The following is a 17,927-nucleotide window of genomic DNA, read 5'->3' on the forward strand; positions in this document are numbered from 1 at the left end:
GGGATGTTCACCTTCGTCCTGCACACGCATCTGCCGTGGCTGGCGCATCACGGCCGCTGGCCCGTCGGCGAGGAATGGCTCTACCAGTCGTGGTCGGCGGCGTACCTGCCGCTCATGCGGGTGCTGCGGACGCTGGCGGCCGAAGACCGCCGGCATCAGCTGACGCTGGGCATGACGCCCGTGGTGACCGCGCAACTCGACGATCCGTACTGCCTCACGGGTATGCACCACTGGTTGGCGAACTGGCAGCTGCGGGCGCTCGAGGCGACCACCCTCGGAAATCCCTTGCAGCAGTTGGGCCTTCGCGAGCACGCCGAAGCCGAGCAGGCGATCGAGGACTTCGCGACGCTGTGGTCCCACGGCGGCAGCCCGCTGCTGCGCGAGCTGATCGACGCCGACACCATCGAGCTGCTCGGCGGACCGCTGTCGCATCCGTTCCAGCCGCTGCTCAACCCGCGGCTGCGGGAGTTCGCCCTTCGCGAGGGACTGGCCGATGCCCGACTGCGGTTCGCCCATACCCCCGTCGGCATCTGGGCCCCCGAATGCGCCTACGCGCCCGGGATGGAGAGCGATTACGCCGCAGCGGGAATCGGCCACTTCATGGTCGACGGGCCGTCGTTGCACGGCGACACCGCACTGGGCCGCCCGGTCGCTGCGTCCGACGTCGTCGCATTCGGCCGCGATCTTCAGGTCAGCTACCGGGTGTGGTCGCCGAAGTCGGGCTATCCGGGGCATGCCGCCTATCGCGACTTCCACACCTACGACCACACCACCGGACTCAAGCCGGCCAGGGTGACGGGTCGCAATGTGCCGTCGGAGGCGAAGGCGCCCTACGACCCCGAGCGTGCCGACCGCGCAATCGACTCCCATGTCGCCGATTTCGTCGAGGTGGTCCGGCAGCGACTGCGCGACGAGAGCGAACGCATCGGACGGCCCGCGCACGTCATCGCCGCGTTCGACACCGAATTGTTCGGCCACTGGTGGTACGAGGGCCCCGTATGGCTCGAGCGGGTGCTGCGCGCACTGCCCGATGCCGGTGTGCGCGTCGGCACGCTGGCCGACGCGAAGAACGACGGTTACATCGGCTCGCCGGTCGAATTGCCGCCCAGCTCTTGGGGTTCCGGTAAGGACTGGCAGGTGTGGGCGGGCGAGCAGGTCGCCGACCTGGTGCAGTTGAACACCGAGGTCGTCGACACCGCGCTGACCACCGTCGACAAGGCGCTGGAGCAGAACGCGTCAGTCGGCGCGCCCACCCCTCGGGATTTCGTCGCCGACCAGATCCTGCGGGAGACGCTGCTCACCGTGTCCAGCGACTGGCCGTTCATGGTCAGCAAGGATTCCGCGGCCGACTATGCGCGCTACCGCGCGCATCTGCACGCCCACGCCACCCGCGAGATCGTCGACGCGCTGGCGTCCGGCCGCGAGGAACAGGCCCAGCGCCTCGCCGCGGGCTGGAACCGCGCCGACGGCCTGTTCGGCGCGCTCGACGCCAGACGGTTACCGAGATGACGGCGGTCCCCGTTTTCGCGAGCGTGCGTGTTCGCACACGACACGCCGCGGAGAATGGGGCAATTTGCGCACGTTCGCGGGCGGTGAGCGCGCGATGAAGATCCTCATGGTGTCGTGGGAGTACCCGCCGGTGGTCGTCGGCGGGCTCGGCCGACATGTCCATCACCTGGCGACCGCGTTGGCCGAGGCGGGCCACGAGGTCGTAGTACTCAGCCGTCGTCCGACGAACACCGACCCCAGCACCCATCCGTCGACCGATGACATCGCCGAGGGGGTGCGCGTCATCGCGGCGGCGCAGGACCCGCACGAGTTCGACTTCGGAAGCGACATGATGGCATGGACCCTGGCGATGGGCCACGCGATGGTCCGCTCGGGCCTGGGCGTCCGGGATCGACGCGGCAGGCCGTGGCGCCCCGACGTGGTACATGCACACGACTGGCTGGTCGCCCATCCGTCGATCGCACTCGCCGAATACTTCGACGTACCACTGGTTTCGACAATTCACGCCACCGAGGCGGGCCGGCATTCGGGATGGGTGTCGGGCCGCATCAGCCGACAGGTGCACGCGGTGGAGTCCTGGATGGTGCACGAATCCGACTCGCTCATCACGTGTTCGAGGTCGATGAGTGACGAAATCACCGAGCTGTTCGGCCCCGGCTTGGCCGAGACCCGTGTCATCCGCAACGGAATAGACGCCGCGCGTTGGCCTTTCGCCGAACGCCAGCCCCGCACCGGATCCGCGCACCTGCTGTACCTGGGCCGCCTCGAGTACGAGAAGGGCATTCACGACGCGATCGCGGCGCTGCCGCGTATCCGGCGTACTCATCCCGGGACGACGCTGACCATCGCAGGCGAAGGCACTCAACAGGACTGGCTCGTCGAACAAGCGCGAAAACACAAGGTGCTCAAGGCGACGTCGTTCGCCGGCCATCTCGATCACGACGCACTGGTGCGAATGCTGCATACCGCCGACGCTGCCGTACTGCCCAGCCACTACGAGCCATTCGGCATCGTGGCCTTGGAGGCCGCGGCGACAGGGATTCCGTTGGTCACCTCGGACGTCGGCGGGTTGGGGGAAGCGGTGATCGACGGCCAGACCGGCGTCTCGTATCCCCCGCGAGATGTGGCCGCGCTCGCCGCGGCGGTGCGCTCGGTGCTCGATGATCCGCAGGCCGCTCAGCAGCGCGCGATCGCCGCCCGCGAAAGGCTGACCTCCGAATTCGAATGGCACACGATCGCAGATGAAACTGCGCAGGTGTACCTGGCGGCCAAACGGCGGGAACGCGAACCGCACCGGCGCCGCGCGATCGTCGAGCACGCGCTGCCGGGTCGCTAGATCCCACGGCGGTGCGGCCGCCAATTCCGTTCGCGGTCATGCCAACTGGCGGGGATCGTGGTTTGATCCCCGCCAGTTGCGCTGTGTGGTTGTGGGTCAGAACAGGCCGGCGTCGACGGTGGTGTCGACATCGACATCGGTGTTGACCTGACCGGAGTTGTCGACCGAGTTGTCCTGCCCGGAGTTGTCGACGGAATTGTCCACCGAGTTGTCCACCGAGTTGTCCTCCACACTCGAGCCCCCGGAGATGCCGCCGGACACCCCGCCGTCGATGTCTCCGACGGTGGTCTGGTTGCCATCGACGTTGGTGGTGCTCGTGTCGCTGTCGTTGATCACGATGCCGCCACCGGCACCACCGGCACCGCCCGCGGCGTTGCCGCCGTCGTTGCCGACCCCGATCAGCCCGCCGCCACCATCGCCACCGACCGCGCCGCCACCGGCACCGCCGCTCATGTCGACGTCGTTGATCACCGGGCCCTCGTTGTCGGAGATGATGTCCCCACCGGCGCTTTGATCGCCGCTGTCGTCGATCTCGTTGTCCTCGCCGATGTTGACGTTGGAATCCTCGATGTCACCGGTGTTGACGTTCTCGTTGTCATCACCGACCACGTTGCCGTCACCCTCGACGTTGGTGGCGTCGATGTCCCCGGCGGTGCCGGTGTTGACCACACCACCGTCGGTGGCGGTGTTGGTGGTCTTGTCACCGAAGGTGATGTCACCGAACTCCAACCCGACATTGCCGATGCCCTGCTGCTGATCCTCACCGGCATGACTGACGGTGGTGGTCTCCGGGCTCAAAAACCGCGTGTCGTTGTGGCTCAGGGTGTCGTTGTTCGACCACAGATCGGTCTGGCGCTGCGGAGCGAACGCGATCCCATGAGTCTGGGCCACCGCCTGCTGCAAACCCAGCACCGGATCACCCCCACCATGCACCACCGCAGCCGGCGCCACGGTGGCCGCCTGCTGCAGTTGCGCCGCAGAGACGTTCGGCACGCCGGCACTACACATTGCCCGAGCCGGGTCATCGAGGAAGGCCTGGGCCGAAACCTCGTCGCGGAACAGGTTCAGAATCCAATCGAGTACGTTCGTCATCTCCGTGGTCCTTTCGAGTGTGTCGCTTGGGAGTTGGTCACCGGGCCGTCCGGTGAACTGGTCGAAACGTTATGGATTCGGAAAACCCGGCGAAACGGGTCGCCGCCCCCTTGCTGCAACGCGCCGTACAGGTTCGACAACCCGTCTCCGTTAGGGGATTAGGGGGTCGCGGGGACAGAACAGTGCGCGCGAGCGTGCGCAAACTGCTGAATTCCGGCGGCGTGTCGTATGCACACACGCACGGTCGCGCAAAAACGCAATACGCAAAATGGCGAAGGACCGCTAGCGCGAGGCCTTCTTGCGTTCGATGTCGGCCAGCGCCGCGGCGAGTTCCGCACGCTGCGCTGCCGATGTCTCCCACGCGAGTTGGCGGTTCTTGACCACCTTCGCCGGAGCGCCGACCGCGATCGCGTAATCGGGGACGTCGCCTCGCACGACCGCGTGCGACCCCAGGACGCATCCACGCCCGATCGTGGTGTTGCGCAGCACCGTCACCTTCACCCCGACCCAGGTGTCGGGCCCGATCCGCACCGGGCCCTTGACGATGCCCTGGTCCTTGATCGGCACGTTGATGTCGTCCATGCGGTGGTCGAAGTCGCAGATGTAGCACCAGTCGGCCATCAACACCGAGTCGCCCAACTCGATGTCGAGGTAAGTGTTGATCACGTTGTCGCGGCCGAGCACGACCTTGTCGCCGAACCGCAGCGAACCCTCATGACAGCGGATGGTGTTCTTGTCGCCGATGTGGACCCAGCGGCCGATCTCCATCGTCGACAACTCCGGCGTCGCCTCGATCTCCACGCCCTTGCCGAGGAACACCATGCCGCGGGTGATGATGTGCGGATTGCGCAGCTTGAACTTCAGCAACCGCCAGTACCGCACCAGATACCACGGCGTGTACGCGCGGTTGGCCACCACCCACTTCAGCGAGGCCAGCGTGAGGAACTTCGCCTGTCTCGGGTCGCGCAACCGCGACCCGCGCCAGCGCTTGTGTAACGGCGCGCCCCACATCGTCGTCATGGCCGGAAAGCCTACGCGAGCGATCACATCCCGAACGGTTACCCTCACGTGGACTCAAGACGAGGAACGGGAAAGGATCGAGTGTTCCGGCGATTGACCGTGCTGGCTGTTTCTTTACTGACAGCGCTGATCACGGCCACATTGGCAGGGTGTCAAAACACCGACTCCTGGGTCGAGGCGAAGGCCGCTGACAGCTGGGCGGCCCAGTACCGCGACGCCGGCAACAGCAGTTACCAACCGCGGGCCGGCGCCGAGACGCTACGCCTGGAGTGGACCCGCTCGGTCAAGGGCGATCTCGCGGCCGCCGTCGCGCTGGCATCGGGCAGCTACCTGGCCGTCAACGCGCAGACATCCGCCGGATGCTCCTTGATGGTGTGGGAGGCCGACAACAACGCGCGGCAGCGGTGGTGCACCCGGCTCGTGCAGGGCGGCGGCTTTTCGAGTCCGCTCTTTGATGGGTTCGACAACCTCTACATCGGACAGCCCGGCGCCATGCTGTCGTTCCCGCCGACGCAGTGGATCCGCTGGCGCCAACCGGTCATCGGGATGCCGACCACCGCCCGCATCCTCAATCCGGGCCACCTGCTGGTCGTGACACATCTGGGTCAGGTACTGGTCTTCGACGCCCACCGGGGCACCGTGGTGGGCAGTCCGGTGGACCTGGTCGCCGGTGTCGACCCCAAGGACCCCGAGCGCGGGCTCGCCGACTGCCGCCCCGCCCGACCCCGGTGCCCGGTGGCCGCCGCGCCGGCCTTCGCGGCCGCGACCCGGACCATCGCGCTCAGCCTCTGGGAGCCCAACGCCGACAAGCCCATCGTCGTCGGGTTGCGGTACCAGCCGGGCCAGACACCGCTGCTCACCCGGGAGTGGACCAGCGACGCCGTCGGCGGCGGTCCCCTGGCCAGCCCGGTCTTCTCGGCCGACGGGTCGACGGTGTACATCAACGGCCGCGACGAGCGGCTGTGGGCGCTGAACGCCGCCGACGGAAAGGCCAAGTGGTCGGTTCCGCTCGACTACCTCGCGCAGACTCCGCCGTCGGTGTCACCCGACGGGCTGATCGTGGCGGGCGGCGGCCCGGGCGCAAAGTTGGTCGGGATCAAAGACGACGGCGACCGCGGCGAGGTGCTCTGGACCCGCGATGACGTCGGGCCGCTGACGACATCGAGCTGGTCCGGCCCGGACGTCGCCTACACCGTCACCCGCGACGGCGCCGGAGACGACGTCGGCCAGGCGCTGCTGGTCTTCGATCCCGCCGACGGCCGCACGCTCAACACCTATCCGCTGCCGAGGGCGACCGGCTGGCCGGTCGGCGTCTCAGTCGGGAACGACGGACGCGTCGTCACCGCCACCAGTGACGGTGTGGTGTACGGCTTCGCGCCCGCCTAGACCTAGAGCGCGAGCAGCGGCGCCACGGCGGCGCGCGGCACGGTCGCCTGAACCGGACCGGCGGATTCGGCGAACAGTTCACCCTGGCTGAAGAAGAAGATCAGCGAATCGTCGGTCAACGCAAAGTTCTGGTAGTTAGCGGGGTCCATGCCGTCGCCGGGCGGCACCGGCTCGATCATGCCCTGCCTCTGCAGGTACTGGTCGATCTCGGGATAGATCACCTCCAACGGCTTGGTGCCCGGCTTGAACAGGGTGTCGAAGGTGATCGGCGCCTTCTTGGCGACGTCCCAGTTGAACGCCTGGTAGAAGGTCTGCGGGCGCACACCCCCGACGTTCTGCCAGACGGTGAAGACCACGCTGCGGGTGCCCGCGGTCGGCGGCCCCGATCGGTAGCCGATGCCCTCGGCGTCGAGTTCGTAGGGCAGGTTGTAGGCGTCGGGATTCTGGGCGACGTTGATGAACCCGTCGCGGATCTTCTTCAGATAGTCCACCAGAGGCGCTTGGTCGGGGTAATCGTTCGGATAGCTCAAATCGACGGTGTACGTCGGGTTCTCGACGTGTACCCGGCATATCTGGTCCGGCCCGACGGTCCCTTGGAGGTCGGCGCACCCGGTTTGCGCGCCCGCACCCGAAGCGGCGATGACACCCACGACAGCGGCGACCGCGAACGGGGCAGTCCACCTGAGAATGCGCATTGTCGACGTCCTTGCAGCCGGCACCGGTCTGGATACCGGCATCACCGCCACAATACGTGTGCGGTCAGCGCGACGAACGGCAAATGAATGCCGTTGCCCTACTTGCGCCCCCGGCTCCGATGCGGGCGATGACCACCGAAGCTTGCTGTGTGCCACGCAGGCGAAGCCGCGGGCGTAGTGGGTCGGGGTCGACATCGACACCACGGACCAGGATCTCGAGCGCGCCGACATCACGTGCCGAAAGCGCCTGGCGCAGCCGTCGTTCGCTGAACGGTATCTCTTCGAGCACCTCGAAGCCCCGTACCCCCTCCGGTAACCGGTTCCCCGACAGGTACGCGATGTCGCGGTCGAGTTGCCACAGACCGTGGCGCGCCGCGAAGTGCCGCACCAGGCCCGCGCGCACGATTGCGCCGTCGGGGTCGATGATCCACCGCCCGGCCGGCGACACCGCGCACTCATCGGGTTCGGCGTCGGTGACCTCTTCGCCGGTGTCCAATATCGTGGCTCGGCGCCGCACGCCCGAGCCCGCCAGTCCGGCCGACCACAAACACGCTTCGCGCACACTGCCGGCCAGCGAGGTCACTTCGATCTCACCGTCGAAGCCCAGTCGTGTCACGGCGTCGAAATCGATTCCCGGAGCGCACTTGACGGCCACGTCGCGACCCCGGTACACCTCGAGAAGCTCGTCGAGGGCGGGTGTGTAGTCCCGCGGGTCGAACCGGCGCCGTCCGCCGCTGCGTCGCGCGGGGTCGAGCACGATGACGGTGCCACGCGTTACCGGTCGGAGCGCATCCGCGCGGCAGACATCCACGCCGGCAACGTTGTTGCGAGCCATCGCGAGTCGGACCGGATCGATGTCGCTGCCGACCAGGAGCGCAGCCGAATCGCGCAGCGCGGCAAGCTCGGTGCCGATCGAGCAGGTCGCGTCATGCACACGCGCACCGGCCAGCCGTCGGGCGCGGTGACGGGCGACCGGTTCGGCGGTGGCCTGCTGCAGCGCCTCGTCGGTGAACAGCCAGTCGTCGGGGCGAGAGAGTTTCGCGGTCGCCTTTCTGCGCAGCAGCGTGGTCTCGACCAGGATCGCGGCGCGCTCACCGAAACGTGCTCGCGCCGAGGCGATGTCGGAGACCAGCGTCGCACTCGTCAGCCGCAGTGCGGCAATCTCCCGCAAAGCGTCGACGCCGGCCTCGCTGCGCAGGTAGTCGACGTCCTCGACGCCGAACGCGACAGTCACTTCGCGGGCGGCTTGACCCCCGTCACCATGACGTTGTAAAACCAGCTCTTCGGCACCACCTGACGCCAGATGTTGTGGTCCACCCAGGACAACGCTATCCAGCTGCTGAACGCGAATTTGGCCCAGCCCCAGCTCAACCGGTCCGGCGGCACCGCTGCCTCGAAGGTACGCAGCGGCCAGCCGAGCATCGCGGCGGTGAACTCGGTGGTGGCGGTGGACACCTCGACGGCGCCTGCGTTGCCTGCCATGCGTTCCAGGTCGGCGGGTGAGAAGGTGTGCAGGTCGACGACCGCCTCCAACGCGGCCGCGCGTGACGACTCGTCGAGTTCGGCCTGCGGCCGGCGCCAACCCGACAACCCCGGCAGCCTCGTCACATTCGTCACCGCCCGCCACGTCAACGTCGACAGCGGACGCGCGTAGTTCTCGCCCGCGTTCGTCGGCTCGCCGGCGAAGATGAATCGCCCGCCCGGCTTGAGCACCCGCACCACTTCCCGCAGCGACAGTTCGACATCGGGGATGTGGTGCAGCACCGCGTGCCCGACCACCAGGTCGAAGCTGTCGTCCTCGTACGGGATGCCCTCGGCGTCGGCGACCCGGCCGTCGACCTCGAGGCCGAGGTTCTCGCCGTTGCGCACGGCCACCTTGACCATGCCCGGCGACAGGTCGGTCACCGAACCGCGCCGCGCGACCCCGGCCTGGATCAGGTTCAGCAGGAAGAACCCGCTGCCGCAGCCCAGCTCCAACGCCCGGTCATAGGGCAGCTTGCGTTGTTCGGAGAACGGCACGGTTGCGTCGAACAGGTCGCGGGCGTAGTCCACGCAGCGTTTGTCGTAGGAGATCGACCACTTGTCGTCGTAGCTCTCGGCCTCCCAGTCGTGATAGAGCACCTGGGCGAGTTTCGAGTCGTGGCGGGCCGCCTCCACCTCCTCCGCGGTGGCATGGGGGTTTGGCGCAGGATCGATACTCGTCATAACAGGGCAGCCTAATTGTCGAAGGTGGCCTTGGCGGCAGCCAGTACCTGCGGCGGATGTTCGACGAACCGCCGCGCCCAGGCGACCGCCGCGTCGTACACGCCGTCGGGCGCCACCATCTGGTCGATCAGACCCAGGGAGAACGCCTCCTTGGCGTCGACGAACCGGCCGCTGAACACCATTTCCTTGGCCTTGCTCAGGCCGACGGTGCGGGCCAGCCGCGACGTACCGCCCGCGGGCACCCGACCGGCCAGGATCTCCGTCAGGCCGAACTTGACGTTGTCACCCGAGATTCGCCAGTCGGCGCCCAGCGCCAGCGTCAGCCCGCCACCCAGGGCGTAGCCCGTGATGGCCGCGACGGTGGGCTTGGGGATAGCCGCCAGCGCGTCGACCGCATCCCGGCAGACCCGTGCGGCCGCGGCGGCTTCGTCGGGGTCCAGCGTGCGCAGTTCGGGTACGTCGTCGCCGGCGGAGAAGATCTCGTGGCCGCCGAAGACGATCACGGCGTGCACGTCGTCGCGGCACCCGACGCTGTGAGCGGCGGCGGCCAGTTCGCGGTACACCTGCCGGGTGAGCGCGTTGGTCGGTGGCCGCGACAGCAACAGCGTGGCGATGCCGGGTTGCTCATCGCTGGTGTGGACGGAGACGAACTCGCTCATGCCTGGCGCGTATCGGATCCGTAGCCCTGCGGCGCACGACGGTTGCGGGCGGCGTTGTACCGGTCGCTGTTGAAGAACTCGATCTCCCAGTTGCCGGTGTCCTTGTTGGCCGCCAAATGAGGTGTCACCGACACGATCTGGCGTTCCACCGCAAGCACTTCGGCGACCGTGCGGCCGTCGAGCGAGTCGAGCTGGGTCCACGTGGGCGGAAGCAGGAAAGTCCGTCCGTCGGCGAAGTCCTCGAGCGCTTCGTGCGGCGTAATCCAGTCGGCCTTGTCGGTCTCGGTGTTCTCGCCGTCGGCGAGTTGGCCTTCCGGCAGCGCCCCGACGAAAAAGTAGGTGTCGTAACGGCGGGTGCGTTCCTCCTTCGGCGTCACCCAGTTCGCCCACGGCCGAAGCAGATCGGCGCGCAGCACCAGGTTCTCGCGGCGCAGGAAGTCGGCGAACGACAGCGACCGATTCACCAGGTCGGCGCGCGCCGCGCGGTAGACCGAGGCGTCGTCGACAAGCACGTCGGGATCGTCGGCCGCACCGGCGAACAACACCCCCGACTCCTCGAACGTCTCGCGCGCCGCGGCGCACACCAGCGCCTGCGCCAGATCGGTCTCGACGCCGAAACGCATTGCCCACCAGGCGGGTTCGGGACCGAACCAGGCGATGTCGGCGTTGCGGTCGCGGTCGTCGACACCGCCGCCGGGAAACACCATCACCCCGGCGACGAAATCCATCGCCGAGTGCCGCCGCATCAGGAACACCTCGAGTCCGGGATGCTTGTCGCGGATCAGCATCACGGTCGCGGCCGGCCGCGGCGTCAGTGGTTCGTCTGCCGGTTGGTCTCTCATGCTCGCCTCCTGTGTGCGGCCCGGCTCCTGGCGCGCCGCGCGAAGTACCGACCGTCCACGACCTCGAGCGTGATCGCCTGGCCGAACGCCTTGGACAGGTTCTCGGCGGTCAGCACGTCAGGTAGCAGGCCCGAGTCGACGACCTTGCCCTCGGACAGGATCAGACCGTGGGAGAAGCCGCGCGGAATCTCCTCGACGTGGTGGGTCACCAGCACCATCGCCGGCGAGTCCGGGTCGGCCGCCAGGTCCTCCATTCGGGCCAGGAGTTCCTCACGCCCGCCGAGGTCCAGGCCGGCGGCGGGTTCGTCGAGCAACAGCAGTTCGGGGTCGGTCATCATCGACCGCGCGATCAGCACCCGCTTGCGCTCGCCTTCGGACAAGGTGCCGTACGTGCGTTCGGCCAGGTGCTCGGCACCGACACTCTCGAGCATGTCGACGGCCTGCTCGTAGTCGGTGTCGTCGTACTGCTCGCGCCACCGGCCCAGCACCGCGTAGCCGGCGGAGACCACCAGATCGCGCACTACCTCGCCGTCGGGCACCCGCTGCGAGAGCGCCGAACTGCTGAGTCCGACGCGGGCCCGCAATTCGGTCATGTCCGTGCGGCCGAGTCGCTCGCCGAGCACGTACGCCGTCCCCGACGACGGATATTCCAGTGCGGCGGCGATGCGCAGCAGCGAGGTCTTACCGGCACCGTTGGGACCGATCACCACCCAGCGTTCGTCGAGTTCGACCGCCCAGGTGATGGGCCCGACCAGGACCTGACCGCCGCGCCGCAGCGACACCTTGGCGAAGTCGATCAGCACATCGGGGTCGGCTGCATCTCCTTCGGTGGCGGGCACCCGCTCATCGTAGTCAGCCGATTTCGGTGCGCTCGTGCTCGCCCGTCGGCTGTTCGCGCACCCGAGCTGCCCGCCCGCGAGGCGAACCCCCGCTACGCATGATGTGGGAAGCGCAACCGAATCAGCTCGAGCTCGCGGGCCATCCGCTCGGCGTCGCGGTCCTGATAGTCGGTGTACGCGATCGGCGGGTGCCAGATGAAGAGCTTGGCAAGCCGCCGACTCATCCGAGAGATCCAGTTGGTGCTCATGGCCTTCATAGTCGCGACGACTGGCTTGCTCTTCAATAGCCAGTTACGCCATACTGGCCTGTAATGACGATCGAAATCCCTGCACGTGCGCTCGATGTGGACCTCCTGGTTCGCGAGCTGGGTAACTGGCGGACGTCCAGTCGCAGCGGTCCGGCCTATCGGGGCTTGGCCGATGCAATCCGGTTGCTCATCGTCGACGGGCGCGTGCCCGTGGGCGCGCGACTGCCCAGCGAACGCGCGCTCGCCGATGTGCTGCGGGTGTCTCGCACGACCGTCACCGCCGCCTACACCCAGCTGCGTGAGGACGGCTACCTCATCGCCCGCCGCGGAGCGCGTAGCACCACCGCGTTACCCACCGCGCCGGCGGCGCGCCCCGAGACCATCCCACCGGCGGTGAGCTTGGCCGCCGCGGCGCTGTCCGCCCCCGCCGCCTCGGTGATGGAGGCATTCGTCGAGGCCACCCACGACGTGACGCCGTATCTGCACGGGCCGGGACACGAACTGGTCGGCGTCACCGCACTGCGCCAGGCCATCGCCAAAAGATACTGTGAGCGCGGCCTTCTGACCGAACCGGATGAGATCATGGTGACGACGGGCGCGCTGCACGCCATCGGGCTGATCCTGACCACCTATGTCCAACCGGGCGATCGCGTGCTCGTCGAGCAGCCCACCTATCACGGTGCGTTGTCGTCGATCACGACTGCCGGAGCGCGTCCGGTCCCGGTCGCGATGACCGACACGGGCTGGGACCTCGACGCGGTGCAGAGCGCAGTGCACCAACTGTCGCCAAGCCTGGCGTATCTGATTCCGGACAACCAGAACCCCACCGGGCTGACCATGCCCGCGGCGGACCGTAAACGGTTGGCGCGCATCATCTCCGAGACCCGGACCCGCACCGTCATCGACGAGACCATCCTCGACATGTGGCTGGACGAACCGGTGCCCGGGCCGATCGCGGCCGAGATGACGTCGCGACGCGATCTGGTGCTCACCGTCGGTTCGATGTCGAAGTCGTTCTGGGGTGGGCTGCGGGTCGGCTGGATCCGCGCGGAACGCGCGACGATCGCCACCATCGCCGCGCTCCGCCCGTCGGTCGACATGGGCACGGCGGTACTCGAACAATGCGCCGCCGCAAGGCTTCTCGCTCGACACGATGATGTGCTGCCGGAGCGACGTGCAATTCTGCGCAGCCGTCGCGCCCACCTCCAGAACCTTCTGAGCCAGCACCTGCACGACTGGCAACCCGGCCCGGGAGTGGGTGGCATGTCGTTGTGGGTGCGGCTCCCCGCACCGATGAGCACCGCGCTGTCTGCCGCCGCCTCCCGACTCGGCCTCGACCTGCCCGCCGGCCCGCGATTCGGCGTGGACGGCACGCTCGAGCGGTTCGTACGAGTGCCGTACGCGCTGCCCGAAGAGCAGTTGAGCGAGGCGGTGGAACTGCTGGCGCGGGCGTGGCACAGCGTCACCGGGCTCTCCGCCCCGGAGCCGACGACCGTCGTGGTCTAGTAAATCTCCCGCGCGGGTTCTAGTCCGGGATGTCGACCCGGCGCACCAGGCCGTCGAGGGCATCGGCGGCCTCGATCTCGCCGCGGGTGATGCCGAGAATGAACAGCACGGTGTCCAGATACGGATGGCTCAGCGAGGTGTCGGCGACCTCCCGCAGCGCCGGCTTGGCGTTGAAGGCCACGCCGAGGCCCGCGGCCGCGAGCATGTCGATGTCGTTGGCGCCGTCGCCGACGGCGACCGTTTGCTCCATCGGCACGCCGGCTTGTTGCGCGAAATCGCGCAGCGCCTTGGCTTTTCCGGCCCGGTCGATGACGGGGCCGATGACCCGCCCGGTCAGCTTGCCGTCGACGATCTCGAGTTCGTTGGCCGCGACGAAATCCATCATCAGCTCGTGTGCGAGCGGTTCGACGACCTGCCGGAAGCCACCCGACACGATGCCGCAGTGATATCCCAACCGCCGCAACGTGCGCACCGTGGTCCGGGCTCCGGGGGTCAACTCGATCTGTTCGGCGACGTCGTCGAGCACCGTCGCAGGAAGGTCCGCCAGCGTCGCCACGCGCCGGTGCAGCGATTCGGCGAAGTCGAGTTCCCCACGCATGGCGGCCTCGGTGACCTCGGCGACGGCGGCCTGCGCACCCACGCGTGCGGCCAGCATCTCGATCACCTCGCCCTGGATCAGAGTCGAGTCGACGTCGAATACGATGAGCCGCTTGGCTCGTCGCGTCAGGCTGTAGTCCTCGAGCGCGATGTCGATTTCCTCGGTGACCGCGACGTGTGCCAGTGCCTTCTGAAGCTGTTCGTAGACCGCTTGGTCGGCCACCGACACGCGCAGCTCCAATCCGGTTACCGGGTAATCGGATACGCCGCGGATGAAGTCGATGTTGACCTTCAGCCTCGCAAGCTCACGGGCGACCACGCCGAACACCTCGGCCGTGATGGGACGGCCGAGCACGACGATGGTGTGTGTGGAGGGCTCACGCAGGACAGGCTCGTCGTCACTGGGCTCGATCGTGACGTCCAACCCGACGTCGTGGATCGCCGCTGTCACCGCGTCGCGCAGCTCGGCACCGCCGGCCACCTCGGCCGGTCCCGCGACCAGCACTCCCAGCGTCAGCCGACCGCGGATCACGACCTGCTCGACGTTGAGCAACTCGACCTGATGCCGCGACAACACCTCGAAAAGCGCCGACGTGACGCCGGGGCGGTCCCGCCCCGTCACCGTGATCAACAGCGACGAGCGCGCGCGCGACGGCATACTCACCCCCGTTCGCGGCCTATCGTCAGCTGGATTGGTCGACGGGCCGCGAGTCCGCGTGAGCGTGACTGCGCCCCACGTGCGCTTCGGCGCGCATCCGTTCCACCATGTGCGGGTAGTGCAATTCGAAAGCGGGCCGCTCCGAACGGATCCGGGGCAGCTCGGTGAAGTTGTGCCGCGGCGGCGGACACGAAGTCGCCCACTCCAGCGAGTTGCCATAACCCCACGGGTCGTCGACGGTGACCGGCTCGCCGTAACGCCAGCTCTTGAAGATGTTCCAGACGAACGGCAGCGTCGAGATGCCGAGGATGAACGCGCCGATGGTCGAGACTACGTTGAGCGTGGTGAACCCGTCCGTCGGCAGGTAGTCCGCGTAGCGCCGCGGCATACCCTCGTCGCCGACCCAGTGCTGCACCAGGAAGGTGGTGTGGAAGCCGATGAACGTCAACCAGAAGTGCAGCTTGCCGAGCCGCTCGTCGAGCAGTCGACCGGTCATCTTCGGGAACCAGAAATAGATGCCCGCGTAGGTGGCGAACACGATGGTGCCGAACAGCACGTAGTGGAAGTGCGCGATGACGAAGTAGCTGTCGGTGACGTGGAAGTCCAGCGGCGGGCTGGCCAACAACACGCCGGAGAGGCCACCGAGCAGGAAGGTCAGCAGGAAGCCGACCGAGAACAGCATCGGCGTCTCGAACGTCAACTGGCCCTTCCACATCGTGCCGATCCAGTTGAAGAACTTGATGCCCGTCGGCACCGCGATCAGGAACGTCATGAACGAGAAGAACGGCAGCAGCACGGCGCCGGTGGCATACATGTGGTGCGCCCACACCGCGATGGACAGTGCGGCAATCGAAATGGTCGCGTAGATCAACGTGGTGTAGCCAAAGATCGGCTTGCGGCTGAACACCGGGAAGATCTCGCTGACAATCCCGAAGAACGGCAACGCGATGATGTACACCTCGGGGTGGCCGAAGTACCAGAACAGGTGCTGATACAGCAGCACGCCACCGTTGGCCGGGTCGTAGATGTGCGCGCCGAGATGGCGGTCGGCGGCCAGTCCGAACAGCGCCGCGGTCAACAGCGGGAAGGCCAGCAGCACCAGGATCGACGTCACCAGGATGTTCCAGGTGAACACCGGCATCCGGAACATCGTCATGCCGGGCGCGCGCATGCACACCACGGTGGTGATCATGTTGACCCCGCCGAGGATGGTGCCCAGACCTGATATGGCCAAGCCCAGGATCCACAGGTCTCCGCCGGCGCCGGGCGAGTGGATGGCATTGCTCAGCGGCGCGTACGCGGTCCAACCGAAGTCCGCCGCGCCGCCCGGGGTGATGAAGCCGGAGATGGCGATCAATGCGCCGAAGACGAACAGCCAGAACGACAGGGCGTTGAGCCGCGGGAACGCCACGTCCGGCGCGCCGATCTGCAGCGGCAGCACCAGGTTGGCGAACCCGAACACGATCGGGGTCGCGTAGAACAGCAGCATCACCGTGCCGTGCATGGTGAACAGCTGGTTGAACTGTTCGTTCGACAGGAACTGCAGGCCCGGCATCGCCAGCTCGGTGCGCATGAACAGCGCCATCAGCCCGCCGATGAAGAAGAAGATGAAGCAGGCGACGCAGTACATGATGCCGATCATCTTGTGATCGGTGGTGGTGATGAGCTTGTAGACCAGGTTGCCCTTGGGACCGAGTCGCTCCGGGAACGGACGCCGTGCCTCGAGTTCTCCGATTGGGGGCGCTTCGGCTACCAACAGGTCCTCCATACATCCAGGTCGGGACATCCCCGCGGTTTTCTCGATGAATCCTAGCTGCCGTCTCACGGGCAGGGCGGGGGCGGTCCTACATAGTGTCGTATTCGAGCCTCCACGTCGCCTCACCGCCCCGGAACTGGCCGGATGTTACCGTCGGCGACGTGCTGATCAGCGGACCGCGAAGGGGTCTTGTGGCGGGGCGGACGCTCAGTCTGGCGGCGATCGCCACGGCAATCGGCGTGACTGTGGTCAGCGGTTGCGGCTCCCCCGGCGGGGACGCCCCCGGCACCGCCGCACCGCAGTCGATCGTGACCAGTACGACGAAAATCGCCGGCGCCGGGGTGCTGGGCAACGAGCGCAGGCCGGACGAGTCCTGCGCACCCGAGCCCACGCCGGTGGATCCGGGGCCGCCGGACCGGATGGTGCGTCATGCGGCGGGCGAGACCCGCGTTCCCGCCGACCCGCAGCGCATCGTTGTCCTCTCCGGTGACCAGCTCGATGCGCTGTGCGCCCTGGGGTTGCAGTCGCGTGTGGTGGCGGCCGCGTTGCCCGACGGGTCGGACAGCCAGCCGTCGTACCTCGGTCAGGTCATTCACGACGTACCCGGCGCCGGCACCCGCAGCGCCCCCGACATGGACGCAATCCGGGCCGCGGCGCCCGAGCTGATCCTCGGTTCGCAGGCGCTGACGCCCGAAGCGTTCGGCGCGCTGTCGGAGATCGCGCCCACGGTGTTCACCGGGCCGCCCGGGCCGGCGTGGCAGGACAATCTGCGCACGGTGGGCGCGGCGACCGGACGCCAGGACGCCGCCAACGGTCTGGTCGAGGAGTTTCACCGAGCCGCCGACAGGACCGGCGCCGACAACGACGCCACCCATTTTCAGGCGTCGGTCGTGCAGTTCACCGACACCACGATGCGGGTGTACGGCGTCGACACGTTCCCGGGCAGCGTGCTTTCCGACGTCGGCGTCGATCGCCCTGCGACGCAACGCTTCACCGACAGGCCCTACGTCGAGGTGGGGATCAGCGACAAGGACCTGGCCGACAATCCCGACCTGTCCATCGCCGACGGTGACATCGTCTACCTGTCGTTCGAGTCGGACGCGGCCCGGGAGCACGCGCCGGAGGTGCTGGAGAGCGACGCGTGGAAAAGGCTCAGCGCCATGCGCGACGGGCGGGTCTTCGCGGTCAACAACGAGGTGTGGCAGACCGGAAAGGGCATTGTCGCCGCCCGGGGGATCCTCGCCGACCTGCGCTGGCTCAACGCCCCGATCAACTAGCGTTCGTGTCGTGTTCCACGTCCTGAAGTCGACCTATCTGCAGCCGCCCGAGGTCGTCAACCAGACCAGGCCAGCCCACCTCGAATGGCTCAAGAACGAGGTCAGCGCGGGCCGAATCGTGCTGGCCGGCCGCCAGGAGGACGAGTCCGGCGCTGTGCTGATCACGGGCGACATCGATGCCGACGCGGCCCAGGACATCATCGACCGCGACCCGTACACGCTGGCCGATGTCGCCAGCTACGAACGACTGTCGTTCAACGGCGCGTTCCGCGCGCCGGGACTGTAGGGCGGATCTCACAGCT

At 67.6% G+C, this 17,927-nt stretch carries 17 protein-coding genes; 6 read left to right on the forward strand and 11 right to left on the reverse strand.

All coding sequences use genetic code 11. From position 1 onward, the window contains the following. Positions 1 to 3: 3 nt before the first annotated feature. Together G6N18_RS08445 and G6N18_RS08450 are read left to right on the forward strand one after the other, a co-directional pair. Complete coding sequence (locus G6N18_RS08445) at positions 4 to 1,509, forward strand: 1,4-alpha-glucan branching protein domain-containing protein (protein ID WP_083006130.1); 1,506 nt, start codon at positions 4 to 6, stop codon at positions 1,507 to 1,509. Between the two features lie 94 nt (positions 1,510 to 1,603). Beyond that, a complete protein-coding gene (locus G6N18_RS08450) occupies positions 1,604 to 2,845 on the forward strand; it encodes a glycosyltransferase family 4 protein (protein ID WP_083006194.1) in 1,242 nt (413 codons plus the stop codon). Between the two features lie 96 nt (positions 2,846 to 2,941). On the opposite strand, the gene G6N18_RS24720 is transcribed toward G6N18_RS08450, so the two are convergent. Together G6N18_RS24720 and G6N18_RS08460 are read right to left on the reverse strand one after the other, a co-directional pair. Further along, positions 2,942 to 3,937: an IniB N-terminal domain-containing protein gene (locus G6N18_RS24720; protein ID WP_163689832.1), complete on the reverse strand. Its 996-nt coding sequence runs from the start codon at positions 3,935 to 3,937 to the stop codon at positions 2,942 to 2,944. Positions 3,938 to 4,219: 282 nt separating this feature from the next. Then, positions 4,220 to 4,957: an acyltransferase gene (locus G6N18_RS08460; RefSeq protein WP_067214237.1), complete on the reverse strand. Its 738-nt coding sequence runs from the start codon at positions 4,955 to 4,957 to the stop codon at positions 4,220 to 4,222. 81 nt (positions 4,958 to 5,038) lie between these two features. Between G6N18_RS08460 and G6N18_RS08465 the strand changes: the two genes are divergently transcribed. Further along, positions 5,039 to 6,343 carry a BamB-related PQQ repeat family beta-propellar protein gene (locus G6N18_RS08465; RefSeq protein WP_083001915.1) on the forward strand — a complete coding sequence of 435 codons (1,305 nt, stop codon included), beginning with the start codon at positions 5,039 to 5,041 and terminating at the stop codon, positions 6,341 to 6,343. A gap of 2 nt (positions 6,344 to 6,345) precedes the next feature. Here the strand turns inward: G6N18_RS08465 and G6N18_RS08470 are convergent, their stop codons facing one another. From G6N18_RS08470 to G6N18_RS24230, 7 genes are all read right to left on the reverse strand, one after another. Then, positions 6,346 to 7,038 (reverse strand): esterase, encoded by a 693-nt coding sequence (locus G6N18_RS08470; RefSeq protein ID WP_067214235.1) that lies wholly within the window; start codon positions 7,036 to 7,038, stop codon positions 6,346 to 6,348. A 64-nt stretch (positions 7,039 to 7,102) separates the two neighbouring features. After that, the gene (locus tag G6N18_RS08475; protein WP_407663559.1) at positions 7,103 to 8,272 is read right to left on the reverse strand and encodes a class I SAM-dependent methyltransferase; all 1,170 of its coding nucleotides are present in this window, start codon (positions 8,270 to 8,272) and stop codon (positions 7,103 to 7,105) included. Continuing rightward, positions 8,269 to 9,243, reverse strand: a complete 975-nt coding sequence (locus G6N18_RS08480; RefSeq protein WP_067214234.1) for a class I SAM-dependent methyltransferase — start codon at positions 9,241 to 9,243, stop codon at positions 8,269 to 8,271. Before G6N18_RS08480 ends, G6N18_RS08475 begins: the two co-directional genes overlap by 4 nt. An 11-nt stretch (positions 9,244 to 9,254) precedes the next feature. After that, entirely contained in the window at positions 9,255 to 9,902 is a 648-nt protein-coding gene (locus G6N18_RS08485) for an enoyl-CoA hydratase (protein WP_083001917.1), read from the reverse strand. Next, a complete protein-coding gene (locus tag G6N18_RS08490; RefSeq protein WP_083001918.1) occupies positions 9,899 to 10,744 on the reverse strand; it encodes an NUDIX hydrolase in 846 nt (281 codons plus the stop codon). The genes G6N18_RS08485 and G6N18_RS08490 overlap by 4 nt, the downstream gene beginning before the upstream one ends. Then, positions 10,741 to 11,583 (reverse strand): ABC transporter ATP-binding protein, encoded by an 843-nt coding sequence (locus G6N18_RS08495; RefSeq protein ID WP_083001920.1) that lies wholly within the window; start codon positions 11,581 to 11,583, stop codon positions 10,741 to 10,743. The genes G6N18_RS08490 and G6N18_RS08495 overlap by 4 nt, the downstream gene beginning before the upstream one ends. A gap of 92 nt (positions 11,584 to 11,675) precedes the next feature. Further along, on the reverse strand, positions 11,676 to 11,831 hold the full coding sequence (locus tag G6N18_RS24230; RefSeq protein ID WP_165757342.1) for a hypothetical protein: 156 nt from the start codon (positions 11,829 to 11,831) through the stop codon (positions 11,676 to 11,678). Positions 11,832 to 11,894: 63 nt separating this feature from the next. On the opposite strand from G6N18_RS24230, the gene yczR reads away from it, so the two are divergent. Then, positions 11,895 to 13,337, forward strand: a complete 1,443-nt coding sequence (gene yczR, locus G6N18_RS08500) for a MocR-like transcription factor YczR (protein ID WP_083001921.1) — start codon at positions 11,895 to 11,897, stop codon at positions 13,335 to 13,337. A gap of 19 nt (positions 13,338 to 13,356) precedes the next feature. On the opposite strand, the gene serB is transcribed toward yczR, so the two are convergent. Both serB and ctaD read right to left on the reverse strand, forming a co-directional pair. Continuing rightward, positions 13,357 to 14,592, reverse strand: coding sequence for a phosphoserine phosphatase SerB (serB, locus tag G6N18_RS08505; RefSeq protein WP_067214245.1), 1,236 nt, complete (start codon positions 14,590 to 14,592; stop codon positions 13,357 to 13,359). Positions 14,593 to 14,617: 25 nt separating this feature from the next. Further along, complete coding sequence (gene ctaD, locus G6N18_RS08510) at positions 14,618 to 16,348, reverse strand: aa3-type cytochrome oxidase subunit I (RefSeq protein ID WP_067214244.1); 1,731 nt, start codon at positions 16,346 to 16,348, stop codon at positions 14,618 to 14,620. A 161-nt stretch (positions 16,349 to 16,509) separates the two neighbouring features. Between ctaD and G6N18_RS08515 the strand changes: the two genes are divergently transcribed. Both G6N18_RS08515 and G6N18_RS08520 read left to right on the forward strand, forming a co-directional pair. Next, positions 16,510 to 17,625, forward strand: a complete 1,116-nt coding sequence (locus tag G6N18_RS08515) for an iron-siderophore ABC transporter substrate-binding protein (RefSeq protein ID WP_083001923.1) — start codon at positions 16,510 to 16,512, stop codon at positions 17,623 to 17,625. Between the two features lie 10 nt (positions 17,626 to 17,635). Beyond that, positions 17,636 to 17,911, forward strand: a complete 276-nt coding sequence (locus G6N18_RS08520) for a YciI family protein (RefSeq protein WP_083001925.1) — start codon at positions 17,636 to 17,638, stop codon at positions 17,909 to 17,911. Positions 17,912 to 17,927: the final 16 nt, after the last annotated feature.

Source organism: Mycolicibacterium celeriflavum (assembly GCF_010731795.1).
Classification (GTDB): Bacteria; Actinomycetota; Actinomycetes; order Mycobacteriales; family Mycobacteriaceae; genus Mycobacterium; species Mycobacterium celeriflavum.

What these genes read in the sequence shown, in the direction of transcription:
- G6N18_RS08445 (WP_083006130.1), top strand. Translation starts at nt 4, where the DNA reads ATGTTCACCTTCGTCCTGCACACGCATCTGCCGTGGCTGGCGCATCAC.
- G6N18_RS08450 (WP_083006194.1), top strand. Translation starts at nt 1,604, where the DNA reads ATGAAGATCCTCATGGTGTCGTGGGAGTACCCGCCGGTGGTCGTCGGC.
- G6N18_RS24720 (WP_163689832.1), bottom strand. Translation starts at nt 3,937, where the DNA reads ATGACGAACGTACTCGATTGGATTCTGAACCTGTTCCGCGACGAGGTT.
- G6N18_RS08460 (WP_067214237.1), bottom strand. Translation starts at nt 4,957, where the DNA reads ATGACGACGATGTGGGGCGCGCCGTTACACAAGCGCTGGCGCGGGTCG.
- G6N18_RS08470 (WP_067214235.1), bottom strand. Translation starts at nt 7,038, where the DNA reads ATGCGCATTCTCAGGTGGACTGCCCCGTTCGCGGTCGCCGCTGTCGTG.
- G6N18_RS08480 (WP_067214234.1), bottom strand. Translation starts at nt 9,243, where the DNA reads ATGACGAGTATCGATCCTGCGCCAAACCCCCATGCCACCGCGGAGGAG.
- G6N18_RS08485 (WP_083001917.1), bottom strand. Translation starts at nt 9,902, where the DNA reads ATGAGCGAGTTCGTCTCCGTCCACACCAGCGATGAGCAACCCGGCATC.
- G6N18_RS08490 (WP_083001918.1), bottom strand. Translation starts at nt 10,744, where the DNA reads ATGAGAGACCAACCGGCAGACGAACCACTGACGCCGCGGCCGGCCGCG.
- G6N18_RS24230 (WP_165757342.1), bottom strand. Translation starts at nt 11,831, where the DNA reads ATGAGCACCAACTGGATCTCTCGGATGAGTCGGCGGCTTGCCAAGCTC.
- yczR (WP_083001921.1), top strand. Translation starts at nt 11,895, where the DNA reads ATGACGATCGAAATCCCTGCACGTGCGCTCGATGTGGACCTCCTGGTT.
- serB (WP_067214245.1), bottom strand. Translation starts at nt 14,592, where the DNA reads ATGCCGTCGCGCGCGCGCTCGTCGCTGTTGATCACGGTGACGGGGCGG.